This window comes from Nocardioides sp. 616 (assembly GCF_002930065.1).
GTDB lineage: Bacteria > Actinomycetota > Actinomycetes > Propionibacteriales > Nocardioidaceae > Nocardioides > Nocardioides houyundeii.
Genome location: NZ_POAG01000024.1, coordinates 72,563 through 98,776, shown reverse-complemented (window position 1 = coordinate 98,776; position 26,214 = coordinate 72,563). Strand labels below are relative to the sequence as shown.

Below are 26,214 nucleotides of genomic sequence, written 5' to 3'. Positions count from 1 at the left end.
GGCCCGAACCCACTTCCGTGGGTTCGGGCCTCTCGATGTCGTGAAGACATCACACTGTCGGGCTGACAGGATTTGAACCTGCGGCCTCCTCGTCCCGAACGAGGCGCGCTACCAAGCTGCGCCACAGCCCGACGATCGCAAGGATCGAGACCCTCACGAGCACCGCGAGCATACCCGAGCAGGATGGGCCCCCCGAAATCGCCCCGCGTGGTGGGACCGACGGTGGCCGAGCGGGCTCAGGTGCGGGCGACCAGGGTCAGCAGGGTCGCCTCGGGACGGCACGCGACCCGGACCCGGACATAGGGGTTGGTGCCCAGCCCGGCGGAGACGTGCAGCCAGGACGAACCGGGCTCGCCGGGGGAGGAGTCCGCCGGGTGCCGGTGCAGACCCCGGGCGCGGGCGGGATCGAGGTCGCAGTTGGTGGTCAGCGCGCGGCCGCCGGGCAGGCAGACCTGGCCGCCGTGGGTGTGGCCGGCGATGATCGCGTCGTAGCCGTCCCGGGCGAACTGGTCCAGGACCCGCAGGTACGGCGCGTGGCAGACCGCGAGCCGCAGGTCGGCGTCGGGGTCGGCGGGACCGGCCACCCGCGACAGGTCGTCGTACTCCAGGTGCGGGTCGTCCACGCCGGCGAAGCTGATCCTGGTCCCGTTGACCACCAGCGACCCGAACCCGTTGGTCAGGTCCAGCCAGCCGGCCTCGTCGAACCCGGCCTTGAGGTCGGGCCAGGGCAGCTGGGGGACGTCGGTGTGCCGGCGGCCGTCATCGGGCAGGAGGTAGCGCAGCGGGTTGCGCAGGCTGGGGGAGTAGTAGTCGTTGGAGCCCAGCACGTAGGCGCCGGGGACGCCCAGCAGGCCGGAGAGGGCCTCCAGCACCACCGGCACCGAGCGCCGGTGGGCGAGGTTGTCCCCGGTGTTGATCACCAGGTCCGGCTCCAGGGCGGCCAGGCCGGCCAGCCACTCCTGCTTGGCCCGCTGGTCCGGCGTCATGTGGATGTCGGAGAGGTGGAGCACCCGCAGGTCGGGGCTGCCGGCGGGAAGCACCGGCACAGTCACCTCGCGCAGGGTGTAGGCGCGGGCCTCCCAGACGCCGTACGCGGCCAGTCCGAGGCCCGCGCCCACGCCCGCACCGAGGCCAACGCCGGCGAGGCGGGGGAGGATCCGGGTGGGGGTCACGCGGCAAGGCTGCCACACTGGGGCCCATGAGCAGCCTCAAGGACCGCCTCCGCACCGACCTGACCGCATCGATGAAGGCCCGGGACGAGCTGCGCTCCTCGACCCTGCGGATGGTGCTCACCGCCATCACCAACGCCGAGGTGGCCGGCAAGGTGCAGCGCGAGCTCACCGACGACGACGTCATCGGCGTCCTCTCTTCCGAGGCCAAGAAGCGCCGCGAGGCCGCGGCGGCCTTCTTCGAGGCGGGCCGGACCGAGATGGCGCAGAAGGAGACCGACGAGGCGGCCGTGATCGCGGACTACCTGCCCGCTCCCCTGACCGACGCCGAGGTCGCGGAGCTGGTCCGCGCCGCCATCGAGCAGACTGGCGCCGCGGGTGAGGGCATGAAGGCCATGGGCAAGGTCATGGGCGTGGTGACGCCGCAGGTCAAGGGCCGCGCCGACGGCGGGGCCGTGGCGGCCGAGGTGCGCCGCCAGCTGGCCTGAGCCTGGGCTCAGCCCCGTCCGCGTCCGCCGCGGCCCCGGCCCTTCTTGCCCTTGCCCTTGCGGGGCTCGGCCGGCACGTAGCCGGTGGAGGGGTAGATCACCACGGTGTCGCCGCTGCTCAGCGAGGCGCCGGCGCCCGGTGCGCTGTAGGCGATGGCGCCCGAGGTCACCTCGGAGTTGACGTAGCTGCCCACCGACGGGGTGAAGCCGGCGTCGGTGAGCACCTGCTGCGCCTGCTCCAGCGGCATGCCGCTCACGCTGGGCACGGTGGTGAGCACGCCGGCGATCTCGGTGCCGTTGGGCCGCTGGAAGTCCTCCTCGGGCAGCGTGGGCGCGACGACGTCCATGGCGTCACCCCACATCGGTCCCGCGACCCCGGAGCCCGAGGCGGCACTGATGTAGGTGCCACCGACGGTCTGGCCGCCGAGCTCGATCGGCTCCCCGAACTGGTTGGCGCCGGCGATCATCGAGGCCGCCGCCAAGGTCGGGGTGTAGCCGACGAACCACACCGCACGACCACTCTGGGTGGTGCCGGTCTTGCCCGCGGAGACCCGGGCGGAGGGGGCGATGTACTGGCCGAACCCGCCCGGCTCCATCACGCCGCGCAGCACGTCGTTGACGGCGTCGGCGACAGCACCGGGAAGCACCTGCTGGCACTTCTCGGGATAGCTCTTGAGCAGGTTGCCCTGGGCGTCCTCGATCGCGGTGACCGGGCGCGAGTCGCAGTGCAGGCCACGGCCGGCGAAGGTGGCGTACGCCTCGGCCATCTCCAGCGGGCTGGTGTCGGGGACACCGAGGGTGAAGGAGGCGACCCGCTCGGCGCCGCGGCCGTACTCGTCGCCCTCGGGGTTGTCGAGCTGGATGCCCATCTTCTTGGCCAGGTTGTAGGGCTCGCAGAGGCCGGTCTCGCGCATCAGCTGGGCGTAGAAGGTGTTCACCGACTCCCGGGTCCCGGTGTACATGTTCTTGCTGCCCGACGTGGTGGAGTTGCTCACCGGCCACGGGCCATAGTCGTACGGCTTGCCGTCGCAGTCGATGTAGTCCTCCTTGCGGAGCACCAGCGACTCCGGGGAGTAGATCGTCTGGGTCATCGGGATGCCCTGCTTGACCGCCGCGGCCAGCACGAACGCCTTGAACGTGGAGCCGGCCTGGAACCCCTTGGAGTCGCCGTACTTCTCGGGGACGACGTAGTTGAGGTAGGTCTGGCCCTCGTTCTTCTTGGCGCCCATCGGCCGCGACTGGGCCAGCGCCTTGACGTTGCCGGTGCGGGGCTCGACCATCGCCAGCCCGCCGATGGCCTGGTCGGTCGGGTAGACGTGGGACTGGACCGACTCGTCGGCCGCCTTCTGGTAGTTCAGGTCGATCGAGGTGCGCACCGTCAGGCCGCCGGAGCGCAGCAGCTGCTTGCGCTCGGCCTTGGTCTCACCCAGGGCGCGGTCCTCGAGCAGGTAGTTGTAGACGTAGTCGCAGAAGAACGGCGCGGGGGAGTTCACGCAGCCGTTGGCCGCGACCTGGACGTCGAGCCCGAGCCCCTTGCCCTTGACCTCCTCGGCCTTCTCGCGGGTGATCACGTTGAGCTCGGCCATCCGGTCCAGCACCACGTTGCGCCGGGCCAGGGCTCGCTCGGGGTAGTTCGTCGGGTCGTAGCCGGTGGGGTTCTTGACCAGGCCGGCCAGCAGCGCCGACTGCTTGAGGTTGAGCCGGCTGGCGTTCTTGTTGAAGAAGTGCTTGGCCGCGGACTGGATGCCGTAGGTGCCGTCGCCGAAGTAGGCGATGTTGAGGTAGCGCTCCAGGATCCAGTCCTTGGAGTAGTTCTGCTCGAAGGCGATCGCGTAACGCAGCTCGCGCAGCTTGCGCGCGTAGGTGTCGTCGGTGGCGGCGATCTTCTCCTTCTTGGTCTTGGCCTGGTCCAGCAGGGTGAGCTTGACCATCTGCTGGGTGATGGAGGATCCACCCTGGACCATGCCGGAGTTGGCCTGGTTGGTGACCAGCGCGCGAAGGGTGCCCTTGAGGTCCATCGCGCCGTGGCGGTAGAAGCGGTAGTCCTCGATCGACACGATGGACTCCACCATCGTGCGAGAGATCTGGTCCAGGCCGACGCTGATCCGGTTCTCGTCGTAGAGCGAGGCGATCAGGTTGCCCTGGCCGTCGACAATGGAGGTCTTCTCGGCCAGGGGACGGGTCTCGAGCTCGGCCGGCAGGTCGTCCATGCCCTCGGACACGTCCTTGACCGCGGCCCCGACCACGGCGACGAACGGCAGCGCGAGGCCGGCGGTGAGCAGGCCCAGGACCATGGCGACCGCAGCCATCACGCCCAGGTGAGTCAGGACAACACGAGACCGAGGGCGCTCGTCGGCAGGCGTGGACATGCGCACCAATGTACGCCGAGGGCGCGAATGCCCCGAATGCCTCGTCCGGCGGCGGGACCGGGTGGTCCCTACCGACTAGTCACCTATGACTAGTCGATGTGGGCTAAAGGTGTCTGTCGGCATCCCGGATCCATACCTACATTTGGTAATGCATGAACGTGGAGTGGAAATCATGGGGATGTCCACCCGCATTTTGAGGATCTTGGGAGTAACCATGTGGGTCGAGGAGTGGACGTCGAAGGCGGCCTGTCGGGAATCAGCACCCGACCAGCTGTTCGTGCGCGGCGCCGAGCAGAACAAGGCCAAGCAGCTGTGCAGCGGCTGCCCTGTCCGTACCGAGTGCCTCGCGGAGGCCCTCGACAACCAGATCGAGTGGGGAGTCTGGGGCGGGATGACCGAGCGTGAGCGCCGGGCGCTGCTCCGTCGCCGCCCCGGCGCCAGCTGGCGCACCGTCCTGGAGACCGCCCGCGAGGAGCACACCCGCAGCGCCATCCCGGTCGAGGTCCCGAGCGAGACCGCCCCGGCCCTGAACTGATCCGTCGGCGACGTCCGGGGAAGCCTCAGGCGTCGCCCGCGAGCAGGGCGCCGATCTGCCGGAGCCCGTCCAGGTCGTGCACGTCGGTGGGCAGTGCTCGCACCACCACCGTCGGCACGCTGGGGTGAGCTGCCGCGAACCTGCTGCGCAACCGGTGTTCCCGAGACGCCATGCGCACCCGGTCCGCGTGCAGCCGCAACAGCCCCCCGGTCACCGAGTCGGCGCTCGCGCGCTGCAGCCGCTCGGCTGCGGCAGCGGCCTCGTCGGAGCTGAGGTCGCCGTCGGTCTCCGGGCTCGCCCGGTTGACCACCAGGCCGGCCAGGGGCATGTCGTCCTCGTTGAGGCGCTCCACGAAGTACGCCGCCTCGCGCAGGGCGTCCTCCTCCGGGGCCGCGACCACCACGAATGCGGTCTGGTCGTCCTGGAGCAGCGCGAACGTCTTCTCCGCGCGTGCCCGGAAGCCCCCGAAGAGGGTGTCGAACGCGGCGACGAACAGCTGCATGTCGCGCAGCACCTGGGTCCCCAGGATCTTGGTCAGCGCGCCGGTGACGATGCCGAGCCCCGCTGACATCAGGCGGGCCGGCCCGCGGGCCGGAGCCAGCAGGATCCGGATGAACCGGCCGTCGAGGAAGCTGGAGAGCCGCTCGGGTGCGTCCAGGAAGTCCAGCGCCGAGCGCGAGGGCGGGGTGTCCACCACGATCAGGTCGTAGGACCCGTCCTGGCGGGCCTGGCGGTGGATCTGGCCCAGCTTCTCCATCGCCATGTACTCCTGGGTGCCCGCGAACGAGCTGGACAGGGCGATGTAGAAGGGGTTCTCCAGGATCTGCTTCGCCTTCTCCGGGGTGGCCTGGCTGGTGACCACCTCGTCGAAGGTGCGCTTCATGTCCAGCATCATCGCGTCCAGCGAGCCGGTGCCGTCGGGGTCCGCGGGGACCAGGCCGGAGACCGGGCGGGGCACGTTGTCGAGCCGCTCGATGCCCATCGCCTGCGCCAGGCGCCGGGCGGGGTCGATGGTCAGCACGACCACGTTGCGTCCGCGCTCGGCGGCGCGCAGCGCCAGTGCCGCCGCCGTCGTGGTCTTGCCCACGCCCCCGGAGCCGCAGCACACCACGATGCCGATGCGGCGGTCGTCGATCAGCTCGTCGAGGTTGAGCGCCGGCGCCTCCACCGGCTCGGCGGCCAACGGCCCGACCCGGGTCCTGCTCATCGTCCCAGCCCCTGTTCCTTGAGTGCGGCGGCCAGCTCGTAGAGCCCGCCGAGGTCCACGCCGCCGGCCAGCAGCGGCAGCTCGTACGTCGGTCGGTCGAGGTCGGCGACCAGCGCCCGCTGGGTGTCCTCGAGGTTGCGCCGCGCGGCGTGCTCGCAGCCCTCGGTCACCAGCTCCTCGACCAGCGCGTCGCTGACCTCGATCCCCACGGACTCCAGGTCGGCCTCGATGGCGGCGCGGTCCAGCCCGCCCCCGCAGGCGGCGTCGAGCGCCTCCTGGTCCAGGTCGTGCGGCCGGACCAGGTTCACCACGACCCCGCCGACGGGGAGGTCGGCCTTGCCCAGCTCGACGATGCCGTCGGCAGTCTCCTGCACCGGCATCTCCTCCAGCAGGGTCACCAGGTGCACCGCGGTGCGCGCGGAGCGGAACAGGGTCATCACGGTGTCGGCCTGGGTCTTGATCGGGCCGACCTTGGCCAGGCCGGCCAGCTCGCCGTTGACGTTGAGGAACTGGGTGATCCGGCCCGTGGGCGGGGCGTCCAGCACGACGGCGTCGTAGTGCCGGGCCTTCTTGTTGCGGGCGTTGCGCTGCACCGCCTCGTAGACCTTGCCGGTCAGCAGCACGTCCCGCACGCCCGGGGCGATGGTGGTGGCGAACTCCACCACCCCGAAGCGGTCCAGGGCCTTCCCGGCCCGGCCCAGCTTGTAGTACATCGCCAGATACTCCAGCAGCGCGGACTCCGGGTCCACGTGCAGGGCGTAGACGGTCCCGGCCCGGCCCTGGGCGTCGGCCAGTCCGCGGGCGATCCGGGTCTCGGCGTAGGGCAGCGGGTCGACGTCGAACATGCGGGCGATGCCCTGGCGACCCTCGACCTCGCACAGGAGCACGTTGCGTCCCGAGGAGGCGAGCGCCAGGGCCAGGGCCGCGGCGACCGTGGACTTGCCCGTGCCGCCCTTGCCGGTGACGACGTGCAGCTCCACACCCGACCAGTCCGCTGCTGAGGTCTGAGAAGTCACCTTCGCAGGATAGGCACACGGACCAGAGGTGCGCGGAATAGGATCCGTGACGGCGGCCACACCGGCCGTCTCGCGTGCGCACCTGTGGCGCCCGGTGAGAGGAGCCCGATGGACAAGGTCGTTGCCAGCGCCGCGGAGGCCGTGGCTGACATCGGGAGCGGAGCCACGCTGGCGGTCGGCGGCTTCGGGTTGTGCGGCATCCCCTCGGTGCTGATCGACGCGCTGCTGGAGGCCGGAGTCGGTGACCTCGAGGCGGTCTCGAACAACTGCGGCGTCGACGACTGGGGACTGGGCAAGCTGCTGATGGCCAAGCGGCTGCGGCGGATGATCTCTTCCTACGTGGGGGAGAACAAGGAGTTCGCCCGCCAGTATCTCTCCGGGGAGCTGGAGGTCGAGCTCACCCCCCAGGGGACCCTGGCGGAGCGGATGCGGGCCGGCGGCTCCGGCATCCCGGCGTTCTTCACCGCCACCGGGGGCGGCACCCAGGTCGCCGAGGGCGGCCTGCCCTGGCGGTACGACGACGCCGGCAACGTGGTGGTCGCCTCCCCGGCCAAGGAGACCCGGGACTTCGGCGGCCGGGAGTACGTGCTGGAGGAGGCGATCGTGGCCGACTTCGGCCTGGTCCGTGCCTGGAAGGGCGACCGGCACGGCAACCTCGTCTACCGCGACTCCGCACGCAACTTCAACCCGCTCGCCGCGATGTGCGGGCGGCTCACCATCGCCGAGGTCGAGCACCTGGTCGAGCCCGGCGAGCTGGACCCCAACGACGTGCACACCCCGGGTGTCTACGTGCAGCGCGTGGTGGCGCTGACGCCTGCGCAGGCGAACGAGAAGCGGATCGAGAAGCGGACGGTGAGGACCCGATGAGCTGGACCCGTGAGGAGATGGCCGCCCGCGCGGCCGCTGAGCTGTCGGACGGCTCCTACGTCAACCTCGGCATCGGGCTGCCGACCCTGGTGCCCAACTACGTCCCCGACGACGTCGAGCTGGTGCTGCAGTCGGAGAACGGGATCCTGGGCGTGGGGGCCTACCCGTTCGAGGGCGAGGAGGACCCCGACCTGATCAACGCCGGGAAGGAGACCGTGACCTTGCGGCGCGGGGCGTCGTTCTTCGACTCCGCGACGTCGTTCGGGATGATCCGCGGCGGCAAGATCGACGCCGCCATCCTCGGCGCGATGCAGGTCTCGGCCGCCGGCGACATCGCCAACTGGATGATCCCCGGCAAGATGGTCAAGGGGATGGGCGGCGCGATGGACCTGGTGCACGGCGCCAAGCGGGTGATCGTGCTGATGGAGCACGTGGCTCGCGACGGCTCCTACAAGATCGTCCAGGAGTGCTCCCTGCCCTACACCGGCCGGGCGGTGGTCGAGCGGATCATCACCGACCTCTGCGTGCTCGACGTGACCCCCGACGGCCTGGTGCTGGTCGAGCTCGCGCCGGGAGTGTCCATGGACGAGGTGCGGGAGAAGACGGAGCCGGCGATCCGGGCATAGCCTCGCGGGATGACCCTTGCCCACACCCTCCTCCGGCGAGCCATCGCCGTGCTGGCCGTCCCCATGGTGGGAGCGGGCCTGCTCGCCGCCCCCGTCGCGGCGGCGCCGACCGAGCCCGTCGTGGTGGTCCCGCTCCTCGAGACGCTGCCGCTCGGCGCCCCGGTCGCAGGGCCGCACCTCGAGGGCCGGCGCACCCTGGTCGACGGCAACGTCCGGATCAGCGTCCCGGCGCACGTCTGGGTCGTCGGGCGCGCCGCGGGTCGCGGCTACGTGGTCGAGGCCTGGCGCGGCCGGCTGGCCGACGTCCTGCGCGTCGAGCGCGACGGGACGCGCCGGGTGCTGGCCCGGGGCGTCGACGGCTCGCAGCTCTCCGCCGACGGCCGGCTGCTGGTGACCAGCAAGGTGGTCAGGTTCCGGACCGAGCTGCGGGTGCTCCGCGCGCGGACCGGCAAGGTGCTCGCCTCGCGCACGCTCAACGACGCGGTGTATGCCCTCGACGTGGACCGCGACCGCGTCCTGGTGGGCGGGGTCGGGGGAGCGAGTGGCGGCACCCACCTGTGGCAGCACCGGACCGGCAGGGTCGCGCGGTTGAGCAACCAGAGCGCCTACGTCGGCGATCTCGACCTCGGGATCTACGCCCGCTTCACCGACGACGCCGACCAGTACAACGGCGGGTGCACGGTCCTCGCCCGGATCGACTCGGGCAGGCAGCTGTGGCGCAACTGCGGCGAGTCCGTCTCCGGCTTCTCGCCGGACGGTCGGTCGGTGCTCGTCGTCGGCAACGGAGGAGTGTCTGCCCGGGTGCGCACCCTGGCCGGCAAGCCGGTGATCCGCTACCGGGTGGCGTCCCCACAGACGTTCGAGGACGTCGAGTGGGACGCCGACGGCCGGGTCCTGGTGTCCCTCTACGGCGAGGACCAGGTCACCCACCTGGCCGCCTGCTCCGGGGCCGAGTGCACCCGGGTGCCCGAAGTCACGACCTCCAGCGCCGGGACCTCCTGAGCCCGGCGGCCGCGGGCGCTCAGCGGCGTACGGCGTCCGACGCGGTCCGGCTCGCGGCGACCACCGCACCCGCCGAGCAGACGATCGCGACCAGGTAGACCGCGACGAAGGCGTCCGCCCCGGCCGCCTCGGTGCGGGCGAAGACCACGCCGGTGATCGCGAGCGCCAGCGCGGCGCTGAGCGAGTCCGCAGCGGCCAGCGCCGAGGAGTTGGCGCCGCGGTCCCGGTCGGAGGAGTGCTGGAGCATGGCCACTCCGAGCCGCGGGAAGGCGAACCCCATGCCCGCCCCGGCCAGCACGTACGCCGCCATCGCCACAGGTGCCGGCGCCTCGAGCCGGACCACCAGCGTCAGCAGGGTGACGCCGAGGAGCACCACCGAGGTGCCGGTGACCAGGACGCGGGTGTGGGAGACCTTGGGCAGCCGGGCCTGGGCCTGGCTGCCCAGGGCCCAGACCACGCCGACGGCGGTCAGCGCGAGCCCGGCGGTGGCGGCAGCGATGCCCCACTTCTCCTGGAGCACGAAGACGATGTAGGCCTCGGCGCAGAAGAAGCCCGCGCTCAACAGGCCGCGGGTGGCGATCACCGAGGGCAGGCCGCGACCTAGCCGCATGGTGCCGGTGGGCATCAGCCGCGAGAGGCCGAACAGCACGACGACCAGGCAGCCGCCGGCCAGCCACAGCGAGGAGTCGAGCAGCTTCACGCCGAGCGCGCCGGCGCCGGCTGCGACCGCCCACCACAGCCGCGACAGCTGGGGCGGGTCGGCGTCCTCGACACCCTTGGGGGCGGTCCGCAGCGTCGGAGCCAGGACGAGCAGGGACAGGGCGATCAGGGCGACCACGCTGAGGAAGACCCAGCGCCAGCCGAACGCGTCGGCCACCAGGGCCGCGAGGTAGGGACCGAACAGCGCCGGCAGCACCCAGGCCGCGGCGAAGCTGGCCAGGATCGAGGGCTGCAGCCGGGTCGGGTAGACCAGCCCGACGATCACGTAGAGGACGACGGTGGCCCCGCCACCGCCCAGTCCCTGGAGCACCCGGCCGGCGACCAGCACCTCCATCGACGGCGCCGTGCCGCAGACCACGAGGCCGGCGGAGAGGGCGACCAGTGCCGCGACCAGCGGCAGCGCCGGGCCGCTCCGGTCGCTCCACATCCCGGCGAGCACCATGCCGACCACGCCGCTGGCCAGGGGGGCGGCGAAGGCCAGGGCGTAGAGGCCGACGCCGCCCAGCTCCTCGGCCACGCCCGGCATCACCGTGGTCACCGCGAGCGACTCGAAGGCGACGATCGCGATCAGCGAGAAGGCGGCCGCGGTCGTGGCGAGGTAGGCCGGGGAGAGGATCCCCCCTGACTCGACGGGGGGACGGTTGCTCACCGGCCGAGACTATGCGCTGCCCGGGCCGCCAGGATCAGCGGGCGATGTCGGCGTACGACGCGGAGAGCAGCGCGACCAGGTCGTCGGGAGCGAGCTCGACGTCGAGGCCCCGCTTGCCGCCGGAGACCAGGATCGTCTCGTGCAGCACCGCGGTCTCGTCGACGACCGTGGGCAGCAGCGTCCGCTGGCCGATCGGGGAGATCCCGCCCACGACGTACCCGGTGGCGCGGGCGGCCGCGGCGGGGTCGGCCATCACCGCCCTCTTGGCGCCCAGTGCGCCGGCCAGAGCCTTGAGGTCGAGGCGGCCCGTCACCGGCACCACGCCAACGGCCAGCTGGGGCGAGGTGCTCCCGATGTCGACCAGCAGGGTCTTGAACACCCGGTCCGGGTCGACCCCCAGCGCCTGAGCCGCCTCCATCCCGTACGACGTCACCCGCGGGTCGTGCTCGTAGGCCCGCAGCGCGAAGGGCACACCGGCCGCCTGCAGCGCGTCGGTCGCGGGGGTGCCGCCGCCAGCCTTCCTCGCCATGGCCGAAGGGTAGCCAGCAGCCTCGGTCGGCGCTGAGTCAGTCGGCAGTGAGACCGAGGGCGTAGCCGACCTGGCCGACGTGCTGGGTGACGTCGTTGACGACGCTGACCAGCCGCACCCCCAGGGTCACCGGCGGGTCCCAGCTCTCGTCGACCACCCGGTCCAGGCTGTCGTCGGCCAACCCACGCACGATGGCCGTCGTGCGTTCCTGCACGGCGTCGGCGTACCCCAGGAGCAGGGCGGGCTCCACGGTGAAGGCGCCCACCTCGGCGCTGCTCATGCCGTAGCCGGTGGCGTCGGCGGCGTAGGGGAGGCCCAGCTGGTCGGCCCACCCCTCGTGCCACACCTGCGACCGGCTCGCCAGGTCGGCGAGGTGGTCGTCCTGGACCCGCAGCGCGTGCCAGGTGATCCAGCCGGGTGAGTTGGCCTCCGGAGTGGGCCGCCGCTCCAGGTGCGCCGCGTCGAGGCCGTCCAGCAGGTCGTGCCAGGAGTCGTGGGTGCGGTCGAAGAGGTCGGTGACGAGTGCGGTCCACATCCCCCCAAGGCTAGCGCCGTCACTGCGGCGACGGCTACGGCGACGGCGACGATGGCCGCCAGGGCCGTACCAAGATCCTCAGACCCGGGCCGGAGGCGATGCTTCGACGCCGAGGGCTTCCGGTTCACCCGCGAGTTCGCCGGCCACCGGCTCGACGGGGTGCGCGCCGCGGGCACACGTCGAGACGCCGTGGGCCAGGGCGAGGGCGACGATGACGCTCGTCGGGTCCCAGCGCTCGGCGTTGTGAGGCTCGAAGAGGAAGGGCAGCACCAGGCAGCCGAACCCGATTGCGATCAGCACCGCATTGCGGGTGAAGACGAGCAGCAGCACGACGGTCGCTAGGGCGACGAGGCCAAGGACCACGAACGGCCACGTCTCGGGAGCGGCGAACAGCTTCTCCTGCTGGCCGTCGTTGCCCAGCCAGCCGGTGAGCCACCGCGAGGAGTACGTCGTGTAGTTGCGCAGCCAGTGGAGGATGCCCTCCCAGTAGTCCGGGTTGAAGATGCTCAGGTAGAGCTTGTGGTACTCAACCCGGACGGCGTAGCCGGTGCCGAAGAGGGTGCCCAGAGTGGCGCCGCTCGGGACCGCCATCGCCACGCCCAGCGCGATCGCCTTGCGCCGCGTCGTGCCGGCCCAGCGCGGCTTGGCCATCGCGAGCACTGCCCACGGGGTCAGGCCGAACGCCAGCACGAGCATGTACTGGAAGTGCCACACCGCCAGCAGGGTAGTGGCCACGGCGATGCCTGCCAGTCGCCAGCTCAGTCCCGTATCGGCCCGGTGGTACAGCAGGACGAGGACCGTGACGAGCACGAACAACGTGAGGCCGATCCAGTCCTCCTCGGCTCGGGCGGAGAGCGTGCGGAGCGCCGGCGAGGTGCCGACGTAGCCGAGGGCGACGGCCGCCGAGAGCGGCCCCGCGCCGGTCCGCCACGACACCATGAGCAGAAGCAGCGCGATCCCCGTGACGGCGGCGACCAGCAACAGCGCCCACGCCTGGTTCAGGTTCACCGTCGACGAGCCGTCCCACAGGCAGATGTACTGCTGGATCAGCGCGTTGCCGAGCGGATGAGCAGTGTCGCCCATGCCAGCGAGGATCCACGGCTTTCCGCAGTTGCCGGGCGCCTGGCCGATGAGGGTGTCGGTGTCGAAGTCGGGCACAGGGTGGTGCCAGATCAATGACCAGTGCGAGACGATCGCCACGAGGCCGATGACCGCGACGTAGATGTACAAGCGGTCCCACGAGCGCAACAACGGATTCATCTGCCTGTTTCCCCGTAACTTCTCGTCCTGCGAGTGCGAGCGCGAGTCTGCTACAGAACGGGCACCGACGCGCGCTGTCTCAGCCGAACATCATCGGCCCCGTCATGAACGCCGCCCGTCGGGGCGTCCCGGAGAGGACGGCGCTGCTCCCGCTTCCAGCCGGTCACTCCATCGCCAGCCCCGCGGCCGGCGCCACCCGCGCCGCCCGGCGCGCGGGCAGCACGGAGGCCGCCAGCCCGGCGAGCGCGGCCACCAGCACCACCAGCACCAGCTGGCCCAGCGGCAGCGTCATCGCCGTCCCACCGACGACGTCGGCGACCATCACCTCGACCCCGACCCAGGCGAAGGCGACGCCCAGGGCGGTGCCGACCAGAGTCGCGACCAGGGAGAGCAGCAGTCCCTCGATCGCCATCGCCCGGCGCAGCTGGGTGCGGGTCAGTCCCATCGCCCGCAGCAGGGCGTTCTCCCGGCTCCGCTCCAGCACCGAGAGGCCCAGGGTGTTGCCGATGCCGATCAGGGCGATCACCACCGCGATGCCCAGCAGCCCGACCACCGAGCCGGTGAGGATGTCGACCTGCAGCTCGACCCAGGCGCGTTCCTGGTGGCCGCCGGCGATCGCGGCGCCGGCAGGTCCGGCGAGCGCCGCGAGGTCGCCGCGCAGGTCCTCGGGGTCGGCGTCGTCGGTGGCCCGCACCCAGACCGCGGTCGGGACCGGATCGGTGCTCAGGGCTGCCAGGGTCTGCGCGGAGACCAGTCCGGCGGTGCCCCAGCCGCCGCCCTCCTCGACCTGCAGGGTCCGCACCCGGTCGCCCACCACGACGTCCAGGGTGCCGTCGTCGGCCCACTGGCGGCGCGACTTCTCGCCCAGGTCCTTGGTCACGACCCCGGGCAGGCGGATCACCCCGTCGGTGGGGGCCAGGTCGTCGGTGCCGCGCACCACTGCGGGGCGCTCCCCGACCCCGATCAGCGGCACGACCTGGTCGCCGATCCGGGCCAGGGCGCCGTCGAGCGCGACCGCGTCCGCCACGCCCTCGACGGCGCGGACCCGGGTCACCAGGTCGGCCGGGAGCGGCTCCTCGAGCGCGGTCAGGGAGGCGTCGAGGGGGTTGGACTCGTCCATCTCCTCGGCCAGCGCGGAGCGGGAGGTCGCCAGCCCGGTGAGCACCGCGGTGGTCAGGGTGACGCCCACCAGCAGCGAGGCGGCCGTGGTGGCGGTGCGCCGTGGGTTGCGCACCGCGTTGCCGGTCGCCAGCCGTCGTACCGGACCGTCGCCCAGCAGCCGTCCGGCCACGCGGATCAGCGCCGGCACCAGCAACGGACCCAGCAGCAGCACCCCACCGAAGACCGTGATGCCGCCGGCCACCATCAGCAGCATGGTGGCGCCGACCTCGTCGCCGGCGACGGCCGCGGCGAGCACCCCGGTGCCGAGCACGAGCAGGGTCACCGCGGACCCGATCCGCAGGCGTCCCGCGGCCGAGCGCACCTCCACCCCGGTGTCCGGGCGCAGCGCGGCCAGCGGAGTCACCCGGGTCACCGCACGGGTCGGCAGCCAGGCCGCCGCGAGGGTCACCAGGGTGCCCAGCACCAGCGCGCCGACGATCCAGGAGGCGCCGAACGAGACCTCGCCGATGTCGTCGAACCAGATTCCCACCAGCCGGGTCAGCCCGAGCCCGCCGAGCATCCCCACCAGCACGCCGAGCGCCGAGGAGACCAGCCCGAGGAGCAGGGCCTCCAGCCGCACCGACCTGCGCAGCTGACGACGGGTGACGCCCACGCAGCGCAGCAGCGCAAAGTCGCGCATCCGCTGGGCGAAGAGGATGGAGAAGGTGTTGGCGATGACCATCACCGCCACGAAGAGGGCGATCGCCACGAAGAGGAGCGCCATGATCGCCAGGTAGTCCACCCCGCGGGCGATGTCGGCCTGGCGCTGGGCGACGTACGCCTCGGTGTCGGTGAGCGTCGCCTCGGGCGCGAGCCGGCGGGCCAGGTCGGCGCCGCCGCCCCAGGCGACGGCCTCGATCCACAGCGAGTCCTTCAGCCGGCGCAGGTCGGGCCAGGTGAGGTAGACCGAGCTGCCGCTGGACGCGGGACTGTCCACCAGACCGACCAGCTCGACCTCGACGGCGTCCGTGCCGGTGCCGAGCGCCAGCCGGTCACCGATCTCGGCACCGTTGCTCTTGGCCGCGTTGTGGTCCACCACCGCCTCGCCCGGCCCGGTCGGGAGCCGGCCCGCGGTCAGCGTCTGCCACTGCATCGCCGGGTCGGTGGCGACCTCGCCGACGTCGGCGGAGGAGCTGAGCTCGATCCCGTCCCGCGAGACGGGCGCCACCGCGTAGCCGCTGATGCCGGCCGGGAAGCCGTCCTCGGCGGCCCGCGCCATCAGGGCGACCGCCTCGTCCTCGGTCGGGAACTCCAGCACCAGGTCCACCGCCTGGTACGGCGCGCCGGCGTCGCGGGTGAGCCCGTCCCGGGTGGCGTTGGAGAGGCCGTTGGTGACCATCACGAAGGCCACGCCGATGACCACCGCGATCGTGGAGGCGACGTAGCGCCGGGTGTTGCGCCGCAGCGAGGCCAGCAGCACCGTCCCCATGCCTCTCACGACGTCGCCACCGTGCGGCGCAGGGCGACGACCAGCTCGTCGTGGGTGGGCTCGGTCAGGTGGGCACTGATCGCGCCGTCGTGGATGACCACCACGTCGTCGGCGTACGCCGCGGCGTCCAGCTCGTGGGTCACCATCACCACGGTCATCCCGAGCTCGCGCACCGAGCGCCGCAGGTGGCCCAGCACTTCGGCGCTGGCCTCGCTGTCCAGGTTGCCGGTGGGCTCGTCGGCGAAGACGATGGCGGGCTGGGTGACCAGCGCACGGGCGATCGCCACCCGCTGCTGCTGGCCGCCGGAGAGCTGGCTGGGCAGGTGGCCGAGGCGGTCGGCGAGGCCGAGGACGGCGACCACCGAGTCGTAGCGCTCCCGGTCGACCGGGCGACCGGAGAGCTCCAGCGGGAGCAGGATGTTCTGCCCCGCGGTGAGCATCGGCAGCAGGTTGAAGGCCTGGAAGACGAACCCGATGTGCTCGCGCCGGAACAGCGTCAGGGCGGTGTCGTCCATCCCCGCGAGGTCCCGTCCGGCCACCGAGATGCTGCCGCTGGTCGCGGCGTCCAGCCCGGCCAGGCAGTGCATCAGCGTGGACTTGCCGGAGCCCGAGGGCCCCATGATGGCGGTGAAGCGGCCGGCGGGGACGTCCAGGTCGACGCCGCGCAACGCGTGCACGACGTTGTCGTCGTGGCCGTAGGTCTTGGTCAGGCCGCGAGCGCTGGCGGCGACGTCGGTCCGGGTGGTCCCGGCAAGGTCAGGAGTGGTGGTCATGGTGACCAGGCTTCCGGGTCGCGCGGGGGTTTCCGTCGGCCCCGGGACGGAACCCGGCGTACGTCGACGGGTGGAGTCGGGCGCTCGACGTACGACCTGGGGAGGACGGCCCGCACTGGGGCGGCTCGTTAGTCTCGGCTCCATGTTGAGCCGTTCCGATCTCGTCATGGCCCTCGGCGCCGGAGCCGCCACCCTGGTGGACCCCCGGCGTCTCTCCCCGCGGATGCGCCGCGGCTACCGGCTCGGTCTCACCGCGCTGAGCGCCGCCGGGGCCTACCAGGTCGCCGCGCAGCCGCAGAAGGACGAGGACGGCGGTGAGGTGGTGCTGCCCCCCGTCGCCCGGGGAGCGATCGCCGCCGGGGTGGCCGCGACGGTCTATGGCAGCGTCCGGTTGGGCGAACGGCTGGACGCCGCCTCCTTCGACTGGCTGACGCGGCACGGGGTGAAGCACCCCCGCGTCGTGCTGGCGGTCGGCGGTGCCGTGCTCACCCTCGCGATGAACGTCCTGGAGAAGCGGCAGGAGAAGAGCGACGCCGTCCGGGCCGACCCTGAGGACCTGGTCCAGGTGACGCCGGACCCGCTCAGCGGTCAGGACTCATGACCGCGGTGGCCGCGACGGCCAGCACGAACGCCCAGCCGCCCGTCAGTCGGCGTCGGCCGGGCGCTGGGGGGTCCAGCAGTCCGGCAGGTCCGCCCAGCACGAGGTAGCCGAGCGCGCCCAGGGGGCCGGTGAGCAGGACCAGCCAGGTCCACGCGACCCTCGTGGCCCGCTGGGGTGCCGCCGGTTGCAGCAGGACCAGCACCAACGTGCCGAGCCAGAAGACGAGCAGCACCGAGAACGACACCATCGGGGTCTTCCAGCCGTAGAACGTGCCGTAGCCGGACTGCCGGACCATCTCGACGATCCGCACGTCAGGGTCGAGGCCGGCGAGCCGCTCGCGGAGCCCGGGCTCGACGACGGGGTACGGCGCGCCCGTCCAGGAGCGCTGCGACCGCACGGCCTCTCGGGTCATCCGGCCGGGTGACGCCTCCACGGCCGTCGCCTCGTGCCGGGTCCAGCCGGAGCGCCAGCGCAGGTCGACGGGCGAGTAGCCCTGAGAGTCGGGGGACTGGAGCCCGCCCCTCACCTCGAGCGTCTCGACCTCCCTGGCCCGCAGCTGCGTCTCGAGGTCCGCAAGCGTGGCCGGCCGGCTCGCCGCCAGGCTGAGCCAGAGCAGGGTCGACACGAGGCAGGCGAGCAGCAGGCGCGCCGTCCAGTGCACCCACCGGTCGGCCGGGACCCGCTCCGGACGGACCGGAGCCGGGGCCGGCAGCGCGAGGCTCACGCAGAGACCAGCCCGGACTCATACGCCAGCACCACCAGCTGTACCCGGTCCCGGGAGCCGGTCTTGGCCAGGATCCGGCCGATGTGGGTCTTCACGGTCGTCTCGGCGACCACCAGGTCCGCGGCGATCTCGGGGTTGGTGCGACCGCGGGCGACCAGGGTGAGCACCTCGCGCTCGCGCTCGGTCAGCACCGAGAGCCGGCCGTCCGTGGGTGCTGCCCCGGGGGCAGGCAGGGCTGCGAAGTGGTCCAGCAGGCGCCGGGTGGTGCTGGGGGCGACCACCGAGTCGCCGGCGTGCACGGACCGGATGGCGCCGAGCAGGTCCGGTGGGGTGGCGTCCTTGAGCAGGAAGGCCGAGGCGCCGGCCCGGATCGCCTCGAAAGCGTACTCGTCGAGGTCGAAGGTGGTCAGCACGATGACCCGGGGCGGCGTGCTGGTGGCCTGGAGCCGCCGCGTCGCCTCGACGCCGTCCATCCGCGGCATCCGGACGTCCATCAGCACCACGTCGGCCGCGGTCACCGCGAGCTGCTGCAGCGCCTCGCCGCCGTCGCCGGCGTCCCCGACCACGACCATGTCGTCCTGGGACTCCACCAGCATCCGGAAGCCGGCGCGCACCATCTGCTGGTCGTCGACGAGGAAGACCCGGATGGGTTCGGGCGCGGTCACCGGGGGATCCTCGCAGAGACGGCGTACCCGCCGCCGGCGACCGGCCCTGATCTCATGGTGCCGCCGTGCGCAGCGGCCCGCTCCCGCATCCCGACCAGCCCGTGCCCGCGGCCGTCGTCGGTCGCCGCCGAGCCCCGGCCGTCGTCGGCCACCTCGATGGCGACCTCCGTCCCGACCCGCACCTCCAGCCGCACGCTGGCGTCGGGACCGGCGTGCTTGCGCACGTTGGTCAGCGCCTCCTGCACGATCCGGTACGCCGCCAGCCCGACGCCCTCGGGGACCTCGGCCCCAGGGTCCGGCAGCTCGGCGGCCACCTCGGTCCCCGCCGCCCTCGCCTCCGCCACCAGGTGCGGCAGGTCGGCCAGCGTCGGCTGCGGGCGTACGCCGGTGTCGCCGGTGCGCAGCAGGCCCAGCATGCGACGCATCTCCGTCAGCGCCTCCCGGCCGGTGACGCCGATGGTCTCCAAGGTCGTCACCGCGACGTCCGGGTCCTTGGCGGCGGCGTACCGGGCGCCGTCGGCCTGCACCACGATCACCGAGAGCCCGTGGGCCACCACGTCGTGCATCTCGCGGGCGATCCGGGCCCGCTCGTCCTGGGCGGCGAGCTCGACCTCGCGCTGGGCGATCCGCTCGGCCTGCTCGGCCCGGTCCACCAGGGTGCCGATGTGCGCCTCCCGGACCCGGCCCATGGTGCCCAGTGCCCAGGAGGTGACCACGAGGGCGCTGATGGTGCCGAAGTTCGGCACCAGTCCGGTCCAGCCCTGGCCCAGGGAGCCGGTCCAGTCGACGGTGGCGACCGCCGCGGCCACGATGCCCACCCCGAGCGCCACCCAGGCCCGGACGCCCGTGCCGAAGCGAGCCACCGAGTAGACCGCGACGGGGAACGCCACCTGTCCCCAGATGGGGGTGTCCAGCAGCAGCACCTGGGCGGCCGAGGCCACCGCGACCGCGGCGAAGACCGCCGTGGGGTGCCCGCGTCGCCAGGCCAGCGGGAGGATCTGGGCGCTGGCCAGGATCGTCCACGCGGGGTCGGCGCCAGACAGCAGGAGGGCGACCACCGGGAGCATCAGGCCGGCGACCAGGAGCAGGTCGAACCGCTGGCGCCAACGCGGCCCCAGCTGCCACGGCACCGACGCCTGGGCTGCAACGCGGGCACCGGTCATGCCCGCCAAGGTAGTCCGCGTCGGGCCGGCAGACGTCCGACCAGGGGAGGATCTGTGCCGGAGTAGGGTCCCCCCATGACTAAGTGGGAGTACTTCACGGCACCGATCCTCAACCACGCCGCCAAGCAGATCCTGGACAACTTCGGCCACGACGGCTGGGAGCTGATCCAGCTGATGCCCGGACAGACCCCTGACAACTACGTCGGCTTCTTCAAGCGGCCGCTGGCGGGCTGATGCACCCCGAGGAGAGGCTCGCCGAGCTCGGGCTGAGCGTGCCGGAGGTCGCAGCTCCGGTGGCGGCCTACGTGCCTGCGGTGCGTTCGGGGAACCACGTGTTCACCTCCGGCCAGCTGCCGATGCGCGCCGGCGAGCTGATGCTGGCCGGCAAGGTCGGTGGCGAGGTGTCCCTGGAGGAGGCGGTGGAGTGCGCGCGTCAGTGCGCCCTCAACGCCCTCGCCGCGGTGAAGGCCCAGATCGACGACCTCTCCGCGATCCGACGGGTGGTCAAGGTGGTGTGCTTCGTGGCGAGCACCCCCGACTTCACCGGCCAGCCGCAGGTCGCCAACGGGGTCTCGGAGCTGCTGGGCGAGATCTTCGGCGAGGCCGGGGCGCACGCGCGCTCGGCCGTCGGGGTGAGCGTGCTGCCGCTGGACGCCCCCGTCGAGGTCGAGCTCGTCGTGGAGGTGTGAGTGTGCAACGGCTTCCGCTGCCCCACCACCTGATCGAGGCCGCCCGCGCGTTCGCCGACGGTCACGCCGAGCCGGCCGAGCCGCGGGACGCGGCCACCGTCGTGCTGATGCGTCCCGGAGCGGACGAGCCCGACCTCTACCTCCTGCGCCGGCAGACGTCGATGGCCTTCGCCGGCGGCATGTGCGTCTTCCCCGGGGGCGGGGTCGACCCCCGCGACGACGACCCCGCGGTGGCGTGGGCCGGTCCGTCGCCGACCGAGTGGGCCGAGCGCCTGGGCACCGGCGAGGACAAGGCGCGCGCCCTGGTGTGTGCCGCGGTGCGCGAAACCTTCGAGGAGTCCGGGGTGCTGCTGGCCGGCCCGTCAGCGTCCACCCTGGTCGACGACACCTCGGGCGACGACTGGGAGGCCGACCGGGTCGCCCTGGAGTCGCGGGAGCTGCACTTCAGCGACTTCCTGGTGCGCCGGGGCCTGGTGCTGCGCACCGACCTGCTGGGCGCGTGGTCGGGTTGGCTGACGCCGATCTTCGAGCCGCGCCGCTACCGGACCTGGTTCTTCGTGGCCGCCATGCCCGAGGGGCAGGTCACCCGGCACGTGGGCACCGAGGCCTCCTCGGTGCGCTGGGTGCCCGCCGCCGAGGCGGTACGCCGGGCCGAGGCGCAGGAGATCGGGATGCTGCCGCCGACCTGGCTCACCTGCCTGGAGATCTCCGGCTTCGAGACCCCCGACGCGGTGCTGGCAGCAGCCGCAGACCGCAGGGTGGAGATGTTCATGCCCGAGGTGGTCGAGGACGCCGACGGGCACCTGCTGTCCACGCCTCCGGCGTACGTCGAGCTGCTGCTGGAGCGCGAGGGGTCGTGACCACCTGGCAGGGCGGGACCTTCGGGGACCGGGCGCGGTGCGTGCTCGCGCCCAACGCGAACCTGATGACGCTGGACGGCACCAACACCTGGGTGCTCCGCGAGCCCGGCGCGCGACGCTCCGTGGTGGTGGACCCCGGTCCGTCGATCCTGAGCCACCTCGACTCCGTCGCCGCGCACGCCGAGGAGGTCGCGGTGGTCCTGCTCACCCACCACCACCTCGACCACTCCGAGGCGGCGGCGGAGTTCGCGCAGCGGATGGGCTGCGGGGTGCGCGCCCTGGATCCCGGCCACCGGCTCGGTGGCGAAGGACTCGGCGACGGCGACGTGGTGGAGGTCGACGGCCTGGAGGTGCACGTGGTGGCGACGCCTGGACACACCGCCGACTCTCTCTCCTTCCTGCTGCCCGCCGACCGGGCGATCCTCACCGGCGACACGGTGCTGGGTCGCGGCACCACCGTGGTCGCCCATCCCGACGGTCAGCTCGGCGCCTACCTGGACTCCCTGGACCGGCTGCACGCGCTGGCCGAGGCCCGCGAGGCGCAGACCATCTGGCCCGGTCACGGCCCGGTGATCGAGGACGCGCTGGGCGCCCTGGACTTCTACATCGCGCACCGGCACGAGCGCCTGGCCCAGGTCGAGCAGGCGGTGCTGGACCTGTCCGACCAGCCGACCCTCGCGGCCGCCCTCACCGAGCTGGACCTCGCACCGGGCAGCGGAGCCACGCTCACCCCGCACACCGTCGTGGAGCGCGTCTACGCCGACGTCGACCCGGTGCTGTGGGGTGCCGCGGAGCTCTCGGTCCGGGCCCAGCTGGCGCACCTCGCCGGGGCGCGCGGGGACCTGGGATAATCGCGTGGTGAACTCTCGGATCACCGACCCCGTGCTGCTGTCCCGCGTGATGAGCGCCGCGGAGGCGGTGCAGCACATCCAGCCGGGCGACAACGTCGGGATGAGCGGCTTCACCGGTGCCGGCTACCCCAAGGAGGTGCCGACCGCGCTGGGCCGGCGGGTGGTCGCGGCGCACGAGCGCGGCGAGGAGTTCCAGATCGGGCTGTGGACCGGAGCCTCGACCGCACCCGATGCCGACGGCGTGCTCGCCGAGGCGCGCGCCATCTCCAGCCGGATGCCCTACAACTCCGACCCCACGCTGCGGGCCCTGATCAACGCCGGTGAGGTCGACTACGTCGACGCGCACCTGAGCCACTCCGCCCCGCACATGTGGTTCGGCTTCTACGGCCGCCTCAACGTCGCCGTGGTGGAGGTGACCGCCGTGCTGCCGGGCGGGATGCTGGTGCCCAGCAGCTCCATCGGCAACAACAAGACCTGGCTCGACCAGGCCGACAAGGTGATCCTCGAGGTCAACCACTGGCAGCCCCGGGAGTTCGAGGGCTTCCACGACGTCTACTACAAGACCGCGCTGCCGCCCCACCGGGTGCCGATCCCGCTCGACGACCCCACCGACCGCATCGGCGACCCCTACCTGAGGGTGGACCCCGCCAAGGTGGTCGCCGTCGTGGAGACCCGGGCGCCGGACCGCAACAGCGACTTCACCGCCCCCGACGCGGTCTCCGAGGCCATCGCCGGGCACGTGCTGGACTTCCTGCGCCACGAGGTCGCGGCCGGGCGGATGCCCCCGGAGCTGCTCCCCATCCAGTCCGGGGTCGGCAACGTCGCCAACGCGGTGCTCGCGGGGCTCGGCAGCAGCGAGTTCACCGACCTGGTGGCCTTCACCGAGGTGATCCAGGACGGCATGCTCGACCTGCTCGACGACGGCACCCTGCGCTTCGCCTCCGCCACCTCCTTCGGCCTCTCCAGCGCCGGGGTCAAGCGGTTCATGGACGGCATCGACGGCTACAAGGGCCGAATCCTGCTGCGCAGCGAGGAGATCTCCAACCACCCCGAGCTGGTGCGCCGGCTCGGCGTGATCGCGATGAACGGGATGATCGAGGCCGACATCTACGGCCACGTGAACTCCACCCACGTGATGGGCTCGGCGGTGATGAACGGGATCGGCGGCAGCGGCGACTTCGCCCGCAATGCCTACCTGAACTTCTTCGTCTCACCCTCGACGGCCAAGAACGGCGCCATCTCCTCGATCGTGCCGATGGCCAGCCACGTCGACCACACCGAGCACGACGTGCACGTGATCGTGACCGAGCGGGGGCTCGCCGACCTGCGCGGGCTCTCGCCGCACGACCGGGCCCGCAGGGTGATCGCCAGCTGCGCGCACCCGTCGTACGCCGACCGGCTCACCGACTACCTGGACCGGGCGATCGCCGCGCGGCCCACCGCGCGGCACACCCCGCACCTGCTGGGCGAGGCGCTCAGCTGGCACCAGAGGTACCTGGACACCGGGAGCATGTGAGCCCGAGACGAGTCTCCGTCAGCGGGCGCGACGCCCCAGGCGGTCGACGTCCATGATCACCACGGAGCGGGGCTCCAGGCGGATCCAGCCGCGCGAGGCGAAGTCGGCCAGCGCCTTGTTGACGGTCTCCCGCGAGGCGCCGACCAGCTGGGCGAGCTCCTCCTGGGTGAGGTCGTGGTGCACGTGCACCCCGTCGTCGGCGGTCCGGCCGAAGCGCTCGGCCAGGTCGAGCAGGGCCTTGGCCACGCGGCCGGGGACGTCGGAGAAGACCAGGTCGGAGACCACGTCGTTGGACTTGCGCAGCCGGGCGGCCAGCTGCGACAGCAGGCTGCGGGCCACCATCGGGCGGCCCTCCAGCCACAGCAGCAGGTCGTCGTGGGAGAGCGAGGCGAACCCCGCGTCGGTGACCGCGGTGACGGTGGCCGAGCGCGGGCCCGGGTCGAAGAGGGAGAGCTCGCCGAACATCTGTCCGGGTCCCATCACCGCGAGCAGGTTCTCCCGGCCGTCGGCGGCCGAGCGGCCCAGCTTCACCTTGCCGTCGGTCACGATGTAGAGCCGGTCGCCGGAGTCGCCCTCGTGGAAGAGGACCTCGCCGCGTCGCAGCTTCGTCTCGGCCATCGAGTTGCGCAGGGCGGCGGCGGCCTCGTCGTCGAGTGCGCTGAAGAGCGGTGCCTGCCGAAGCACGTCGGTGTCCACATGTCCTCCAGTCGTCGCAAAGCCCCCGAGACAGACGGGAACACTCTGATCTTAACCAGTGGCCTTGCTCACAAGGACATTTCGGGGTCAAACAAAGGCAGTTCGGCGCCTGAGACACCCTCCACCCTGGGCAGGGCGGTGGGTGCTCCACCGTAGGCTGGCCCGGTGCCCGTAGCCCCCCGTCCCAGCCGCGTGGTCGTCCCCGCGCCGCCTGACACCTCGCTGGTGCGGCGAGCCCGCAAGATCAACCGGGTGCTCGCCGAGACCTATCCCGACGCGCGTTGCGAGCTGGACTTCGACGACCCGTTCCAGCTGCTCGTGGTCACCGTCCTCAGCGCCCAGACCACCGACCGGCGGGTCAACGCGGTGCGCCCGACGCTGTTCGCGGCGTACCCGGACCCCGCGGCGATGGCCGCGGCACCGCGGGAGAGCCTGGAGCAGATCGTCGGACCGCTGGGGTTCTTCCGGGCCAAGACCGAGTCGCTGCTCAAGCTGAGCGCCGCGCTGGTCGAGCGGTACGACGGCCAGGTGCCGGGCCGGCTGGAGGACCTGGTGACCTTGCCCGGGGTGGGACGCAAGACGGCCAACGTGGTGCTCGGCAACGCCTTCGGCGTCCCCGGGATCACCGTCGACACGCACTTCGGCCGGCTGGTGCGCCGCTTCGGCTGGACCGAGGAGACCGATCCGGTCAAGGTCGAGCACGAGATCGGCGCGCTGTTCCCCAAGAAGGACTGGACGATGCTCAGCCACCACGTCATCTGGCACGGGCGCCGGCGCTGCCACGCCAAGAAGCCGGCCTGCGGCGCGTGCCCGGTCGCGCAGTGGTGCCCGTCGTACGGCGCGGGGCCGACCGACCCCGTGGTCGCGGCAGCCCTGGTCAAGACCCAGGGTCCGGCATGAGGCGGGCGCTGGTGCTGCTGCTGCTGGCCGCGGTGGTGCTCACCGGATGTCGCGGGGGCGACTCGGACGCCAAGCCAGGTGCGGTCGCGCTGCCCGCGCCGCTGCCCTCGGTCGAGCTGGCCTCGTTCACCGGCGGGGAGCCGGTCGACCTGGCCACGCTCCGCGGGCCCATGGTGGTCAATCTCTGGGCGTCGTGGTGCGGCCCGTGCCGCCAGGAGATGCCGGTGCTGGAGAAGTTCGCCGCCGCCTACGACGGTCGGGTCGAGGTGCTCGGGGTGGACTACCAGGACCCCCAGGTCGACGAGGCGCGCACGCTGGTGCGCCAGACCGGGGTGACCTACCGGTTGCTGAGCGACCCCGACGGCGAGCTGGACCGGCTCGGGCCCTTCCCCCACCTGCGGGGGCTGCCCTTCCTGGCCTTCGTCGACGCCGAGGGCCAGGTGGTGGCCTGGGAGTTCGCCGTCATCGAGGACGTCGCCGAGCTCGAGGCTCTGGTGCACAAGCACCTGGGGGTCTGAGTGATCGAGCTCCCCGAGTGGCTGCAGCCGGTGGCCGAAGGCGCCCGGACCATCACCGCCGACCACCTCACCCGCTTCGTCCCCCCGCCGGACGCCCAGACCCGCAAGGGCGCGGTGCTGATGCTCTTCGCTGAGTCCGTGAGCGGGGAGCCCGAGCTGCTGCTCACCGAGCGCGCGCACCACATGCGGTCCCACCCCGGCCAGGTCTCCTTTCCCGGCGGTCACATCGATCCCGGGGAGAGCGTGCTCCAGGCGGCGCTGCGCGAGGCGTGGGAGGAGATCGGGCTGGTCTCCGAGGAGATCGAGGTCTTCGGGGAGCTCCCCGAGCTGTGGCTGCCGCCGACCAACATGGCGGTCACCCCGGTGCTGGGCTACTGGCAGCACCGCGGCGAGGTGAGCGCGAGTCCGGCGGAGGTGCACGCCATCCACCACGTCGCGCTCGCCGAGCTGCTCGACCCGGCCAACCGGATCACGGTGCGGCACCCCTCGGGATGGCTGGGCCCGGGCTTCCTGATCGGCGAGGACCACGACCTGATCCTGTGGGGCTTCACCGCCGGCATCATCTCCCGGCTCTTCGACTACCTCGGCTGGGGCACGGAGTGGGAAGCGGGCGAGGTGCGCGATCTGCCCGCCTACATGCTGCAGGGTGAGCACACGCGCGCGGACCTCGCGCCCAACACCAAGCTTCGGGAGTAG

General features: G+C 72.3%; 28 protein-coding genes and 1 tRNA gene. 14 read left to right on the top strand and 15 right to left on the bottom strand.

The genetic code is table 11. The features are described 5' to 3' along the window. Positions 1-57: 57 nt before the first annotated feature. Both C5H89_RS17345 and C5H89_RS17340 read right to left on the bottom strand, forming a co-directional pair. Positions 58-131, bottom strand: a tRNA-Pro gene (locus C5H89_RS17345). A gap of 105 nt (positions 132-236) precedes the next feature. Continuing rightward, complete coding sequence (locus C5H89_RS17340) at positions 237-1,172, bottom strand: metallophosphoesterase (protein WP_240181936.1); 936 nt, start codon at positions 1,170-1,172, stop codon at positions 237-239. 26 nt (positions 1,173-1,198) lie between these two features. On the opposite strand from C5H89_RS17340, the gene C5H89_RS17335 reads away from it, so the two are divergent. Beyond that, positions 1,199-1,657 carry a GatB/YqeY domain-containing protein gene (locus C5H89_RS17335; RefSeq protein WP_104108219.1) on the top strand — a complete coding sequence of 153 codons (459 nt, stop codon included), beginning with the start codon at positions 1,199-1,201 and terminating at the stop codon, positions 1,655-1,657. A gap of 8 nt (positions 1,658-1,665) precedes the next feature. On the opposite strand, the gene C5H89_RS17330 is transcribed toward C5H89_RS17335, so the two are convergent. Continuing rightward, positions 1,666-4,026, bottom strand: a complete 2,361-nt coding sequence (locus C5H89_RS17330; protein ID WP_104108218.1) for a penicillin-binding protein — start codon at positions 4,024-4,026, stop codon at positions 1,666-1,668. 214 nt (positions 4,027-4,240) lie between these two features. Here C5H89_RS17330 and C5H89_RS17325 point away from each other — a divergent pair, with 214 nt between their 5' ends. Then, the gene (locus C5H89_RS17325) at positions 4,241-4,561 is read left to right on the top strand and encodes a WhiB family transcriptional regulator (protein ID WP_104108217.1); all 321 of its coding nucleotides are present in this window, start codon (positions 4,241-4,243) and stop codon (positions 4,559-4,561) included. 25 nt (positions 4,562-4,586) lie between these two features. Here C5H89_RS17325 and C5H89_RS17320 read toward each other — a convergent pair whose 3' ends face one another. Together C5H89_RS17320 and C5H89_RS17315 are read right to left on the bottom strand one after the other, a co-directional pair. Further along, a complete protein-coding gene (locus C5H89_RS17320; protein WP_104108216.1) occupies positions 4,587-5,768 on the bottom strand; it encodes an ArsA-related P-loop ATPase in 1,182 nt (393 codons plus the stop codon). Then, positions 5,765-6,784, bottom strand: a complete 1,020-nt coding sequence (locus C5H89_RS17315; RefSeq protein ID WP_205305103.1) for an ArsA-related P-loop ATPase — start codon at positions 6,782-6,784, stop codon at positions 5,765-5,767. The genes C5H89_RS17320 and C5H89_RS17315 overlap by 4 nt, the downstream gene beginning before the upstream one ends. Positions 6,785-6,892: 108 nt before the next feature. Here C5H89_RS17315 and C5H89_RS17310 point away from each other — a divergent pair, with 108 nt between their 5' ends. Genes C5H89_RS17310 through C5H89_RS17300 form a run of 3 tightly spaced genes read left to right on the top strand, consistent with a single transcriptional unit; the run spans position 6,893 to position 9,279 of the window. Continuing rightward, positions 6,893-7,651 (top strand): CoA transferase subunit A, encoded by a 759-nt coding sequence (locus C5H89_RS17310; protein WP_104108214.1) that lies wholly within the window; start codon positions 6,893-6,895, stop codon positions 7,649-7,651. Beyond that, entirely contained in the window at positions 7,648-8,277 is a 630-nt protein-coding gene (locus C5H89_RS17305) for a 3-oxoacid CoA-transferase subunit B (protein WP_104108213.1), read from the top strand. Before C5H89_RS17310 ends, C5H89_RS17305 begins: the two co-directional genes overlap by 4 nt. A gap of 9 nt (positions 8,278-8,286) precedes the next feature. Beyond that, entirely contained in the window at positions 8,287-9,279 is a 993-nt protein-coding gene (locus tag C5H89_RS17300) for a hypothetical protein (protein ID WP_104108212.1), read from the top strand. 19 nt (positions 9,280-9,298) lie between these two features. Here the strand turns inward: C5H89_RS17300 and C5H89_RS17295 are convergent, their stop codons facing one another. The 6 genes from C5H89_RS17295 to C5H89_RS17270 form a co-directional block, all read right to left on the bottom strand. Then, positions 9,299-10,648, bottom strand: a complete 1,350-nt coding sequence (locus C5H89_RS17295; RefSeq protein WP_104108211.1) for an MFS transporter — start codon at positions 10,646-10,648, stop codon at positions 9,299-9,301. A 34-nt stretch (positions 10,649-10,682) separates the two neighbouring features. After that, positions 10,683-11,177 carry a Cys-tRNA(Pro) deacylase gene (gene ybaK, locus C5H89_RS17290; protein ID WP_104108210.1) on the bottom strand — a complete coding sequence of 165 codons (495 nt, stop codon included), beginning with the start codon at positions 11,175-11,177 and terminating at the stop codon, positions 10,683-10,685. A gap of 37 nt (positions 11,178-11,214) precedes the next feature. Beyond that, positions 11,215-11,712 carry a DinB family protein gene (locus C5H89_RS17285; protein WP_104108209.1) on the bottom strand — a complete coding sequence of 166 codons (498 nt, stop codon included), beginning with the start codon at positions 11,710-11,712 and terminating at the stop codon, positions 11,215-11,217. A 78-nt stretch (positions 11,713-11,790) separates the two neighbouring features. After that, the gene (locus C5H89_RS17280; protein ID WP_162799445.1) at positions 11,791-12,972 is read right to left on the bottom strand and encodes a hypothetical protein; all 1,182 of its coding nucleotides are present in this window, start codon (positions 12,970-12,972) and stop codon (positions 11,791-11,793) included. A gap of 163 nt (positions 12,973-13,135) precedes the next feature. Next, complete coding sequence (locus C5H89_RS17275; RefSeq protein ID WP_104108207.1) at positions 13,136-15,562, bottom strand: FtsX-like permease family protein; 2,427 nt, start codon at positions 15,560-15,562, stop codon at positions 13,136-13,138. Positions 15,563-15,567: 5 nt separating this feature from the next. Beyond that, positions 15,568-16,335, bottom strand: a complete 768-nt coding sequence (locus C5H89_RS17270) for an ABC transporter ATP-binding protein (RefSeq protein ID WP_104108206.1) — start codon at positions 16,333-16,335, stop codon at positions 15,568-15,570. Between the two features lie 142 nt (positions 16,336-16,477). Between C5H89_RS17270 and C5H89_RS17265 the strand changes: the two genes are divergently transcribed. Next, positions 16,478-16,936, top strand: a complete 459-nt coding sequence (locus tag C5H89_RS17265; RefSeq protein WP_162799443.1) for a hypothetical protein — start codon at positions 16,478-16,480, stop codon at positions 16,934-16,936. Here C5H89_RS17265 and C5H89_RS17260 read toward each other — a convergent pair. The 3 genes from C5H89_RS17260 to C5H89_RS17250 are packed head-to-tail and all read right to left on the bottom strand — an operon-like array spanning position 16,917 to position 19,488. Continuing rightward, positions 16,917-17,660, bottom strand: coding sequence for a hypothetical protein (locus tag C5H89_RS17260; protein ID WP_104108204.1), 744 nt, complete (start codon positions 17,658-17,660; stop codon positions 16,917-16,919). The genes C5H89_RS17265 and C5H89_RS17260 overlap by 20 nt on opposite strands. Continuing rightward, positions 17,657-18,325 carry a response regulator transcription factor gene (locus C5H89_RS17255; protein WP_205305101.1) on the bottom strand — a complete coding sequence of 223 codons (669 nt, stop codon included), beginning with the start codon at positions 18,323-18,325 and terminating at the stop codon, positions 17,657-17,659. The genes C5H89_RS17260 and C5H89_RS17255 overlap by 4 nt, the downstream gene beginning before the upstream one ends. Then, positions 18,322-19,488, bottom strand: a complete 1,167-nt coding sequence (locus C5H89_RS17250; protein WP_104108203.1) for a sensor histidine kinase — start codon at positions 19,486-19,488, stop codon at positions 18,322-18,324. The genes C5H89_RS17255 and C5H89_RS17250 overlap by 4 nt, the downstream gene beginning before the upstream one ends. A gap of 75 nt (positions 19,489-19,563) precedes the next feature. Here C5H89_RS17250 and C5H89_RS19200 point away from each other — a divergent pair, with 75 nt between their 5' ends. From C5H89_RS19200 to C5H89_RS17230, 5 genes are read left to right on the top strand one after another with little or no spacing between them, the layout of a single operon-like run. Next, positions 19,564-19,722 (top strand): hypothetical protein, encoded by a 159-nt coding sequence (locus C5H89_RS19200; RefSeq protein WP_199286720.1) that lies wholly within the window; start codon positions 19,564-19,566, stop codon positions 19,720-19,722. Further along, positions 19,719-20,177 carry a RidA family protein gene (locus tag C5H89_RS17245; RefSeq protein WP_104108202.1) on the top strand — a complete coding sequence of 153 codons (459 nt, stop codon included), beginning with the start codon at positions 19,719-19,721 and terminating at the stop codon, positions 20,175-20,177. The genes C5H89_RS19200 and C5H89_RS17245 overlap by 4 nt, the downstream gene beginning before the upstream one ends. 2 nt (positions 20,178-20,179) lie before the next feature. Beyond that, positions 20,180-21,037, top strand: coding sequence for an NUDIX domain-containing protein (locus tag C5H89_RS17240; RefSeq protein WP_240181935.1), 858 nt, complete (start codon positions 20,180-20,182; stop codon positions 21,035-21,037). Beyond that, positions 21,034-21,888 (top strand): MBL fold metallo-hydrolase, encoded by an 855-nt coding sequence (locus C5H89_RS17235; RefSeq protein ID WP_240181934.1) that lies wholly within the window; start codon positions 21,034-21,036, stop codon positions 21,886-21,888. Before C5H89_RS17240 ends, C5H89_RS17235 begins: the two co-directional genes overlap by 4 nt. A gap of 7 nt (positions 21,889-21,895) precedes the next feature. After that, a complete protein-coding gene (locus C5H89_RS17230; RefSeq protein WP_205305100.1) occupies positions 21,896-23,404 on the top strand; it encodes an acetyl-CoA hydrolase/transferase family protein in 1,509 nt (502 codons plus the stop codon). Positions 23,405-23,422: 18 nt separating this feature from the next. On the opposite strand, the gene C5H89_RS17225 is transcribed toward C5H89_RS17230, so the two are convergent. Beyond that, complete coding sequence (locus C5H89_RS17225) at positions 23,423-24,100, bottom strand: Crp/Fnr family transcriptional regulator (protein ID WP_101525618.1); 678 nt, start codon at positions 24,098-24,100, stop codon at positions 23,423-23,425. A gap of 165 nt (positions 24,101-24,265) precedes the next feature. On the opposite strand from C5H89_RS17225, the gene nth reads away from it, so the two are divergent. From nth to C5H89_RS17210, 3 genes are read left to right on the top strand one after another with little or no spacing between them, the layout of a single operon-like run. Beyond that, positions 24,266-25,000, top strand: coding sequence for an endonuclease III (nth, locus tag C5H89_RS17220; protein WP_240181933.1), 735 nt, complete (start codon positions 24,266-24,268; stop codon positions 24,998-25,000). Next, on the top strand, positions 24,997-25,518 hold the full coding sequence (locus C5H89_RS17215; protein ID WP_104108201.1) for a TlpA disulfide reductase family protein: 522 nt from the start codon (positions 24,997-24,999) through the stop codon (positions 25,516-25,518). Before nth ends, C5H89_RS17215 begins: the two co-directional genes overlap by 4 nt. After that, on the top strand, positions 25,519-26,214 hold the full coding sequence (locus tag C5H89_RS17210; RefSeq protein ID WP_240181932.1) for a CoA pyrophosphatase: 696 nt from the start codon (positions 25,519-25,521) through the stop codon (positions 26,212-26,214).

What these genes read in the sequence shown, in the direction of transcription:
- C5H89_RS19200 (WP_199286720.1), top strand. Translation starts at nt 19,564, where the DNA reads ATGACTAAGTGGGAGTACTTCACGGCACCGATCCTCAACCACGCCGCC.
- C5H89_RS17280 (WP_162799445.1), bottom strand. Translation starts at nt 12,972, where the DNA reads ATGAATCCGTTGTTGCGCTCGTGGGACCGCTTGTACATCTACGTCGCG.
- ybaK (WP_104108210.1), bottom strand. Translation starts at nt 11,177, where the DNA reads ATGGCGAGGAAGGCTGGCGGCGGCACCCCCGCGACCGACGCGCTGCAG.
- C5H89_RS17285 (WP_104108209.1), bottom strand. Translation starts at nt 11,712, where the DNA reads ATGTGGACCGCACTCGTCACCGACCTCTTCGACCGCACCCACGACTCC.
- C5H89_RS17330 (WP_104108218.1), bottom strand. Translation starts at nt 4,026, where the DNA reads ATGTCCACGCCTGCCGACGAGCGCCCTCGGTCTCGTGTTGTCCTGACT.
- C5H89_RS17310 (WP_104108214.1), top strand. Translation starts at nt 6,893, where the DNA reads ATGGACAAGGTCGTTGCCAGCGCCGCGGAGGCCGTGGCTGACATCGGG.
- C5H89_RS17250 (WP_104108203.1), bottom strand. Translation starts at nt 19,488, where the DNA reads ATGACCGGTGCCCGCGTTGCAGCCCAGGCGTCGGTGCCGTGGCAGCTG.
- C5H89_RS17265 (WP_162799443.1), top strand. Translation starts at nt 16,478, where the DNA reads ATGTTGAGCCGTTCCGATCTCGTCATGGCCCTCGGCGCCGGAGCCGCC.
- C5H89_RS17320 (WP_104108216.1), bottom strand. Translation starts at nt 5,768, where the DNA reads ATGAGCAGGACCCGGGTCGGGCCGTTGGCCGCCGAGCCGGTGGAGGCG.
- C5H89_RS17270 (WP_104108206.1), bottom strand. Translation starts at nt 16,335, where the DNA reads ATGACCACCACTCCTGACCTTGCCGGGACCACCCGGACCGACGTCGCC.
- C5H89_RS17300 (WP_104108212.1), top strand. Translation starts at nt 8,287, where the DNA reads ATGACCCTTGCCCACACCCTCCTCCGGCGAGCCATCGCCGTGCTGGCC.
- C5H89_RS17325 (WP_104108217.1), top strand. Translation starts at nt 4,241, where the DNA reads ATGTGGGTCGAGGAGTGGACGTCGAAGGCGGCCTGTCGGGAATCAGCA.
- C5H89_RS17275 (WP_104108207.1), bottom strand. Translation starts at nt 15,562, where the DNA reads ATGGGGACGGTGCTGCTGGCCTCGCTGCGGCGCAACACCCGGCGCTAC.
- C5H89_RS17335 (WP_104108219.1), top strand. Translation starts at nt 1,199, where the DNA reads ATGAGCAGCCTCAAGGACCGCCTCCGCACCGACCTGACCGCATCGATG.
- C5H89_RS17305 (WP_104108213.1), top strand. Translation starts at nt 7,648, where the DNA reads ATGAGCTGGACCCGTGAGGAGATGGCCGCCCGCGCGGCCGCTGAGCTG.
- C5H89_RS17215 (WP_104108201.1), top strand. Translation starts at nt 24,997, where the DNA reads ATGAGGCGGGCGCTGGTGCTGCTGCTGCTGGCCGCGGTGGTGCTCACC.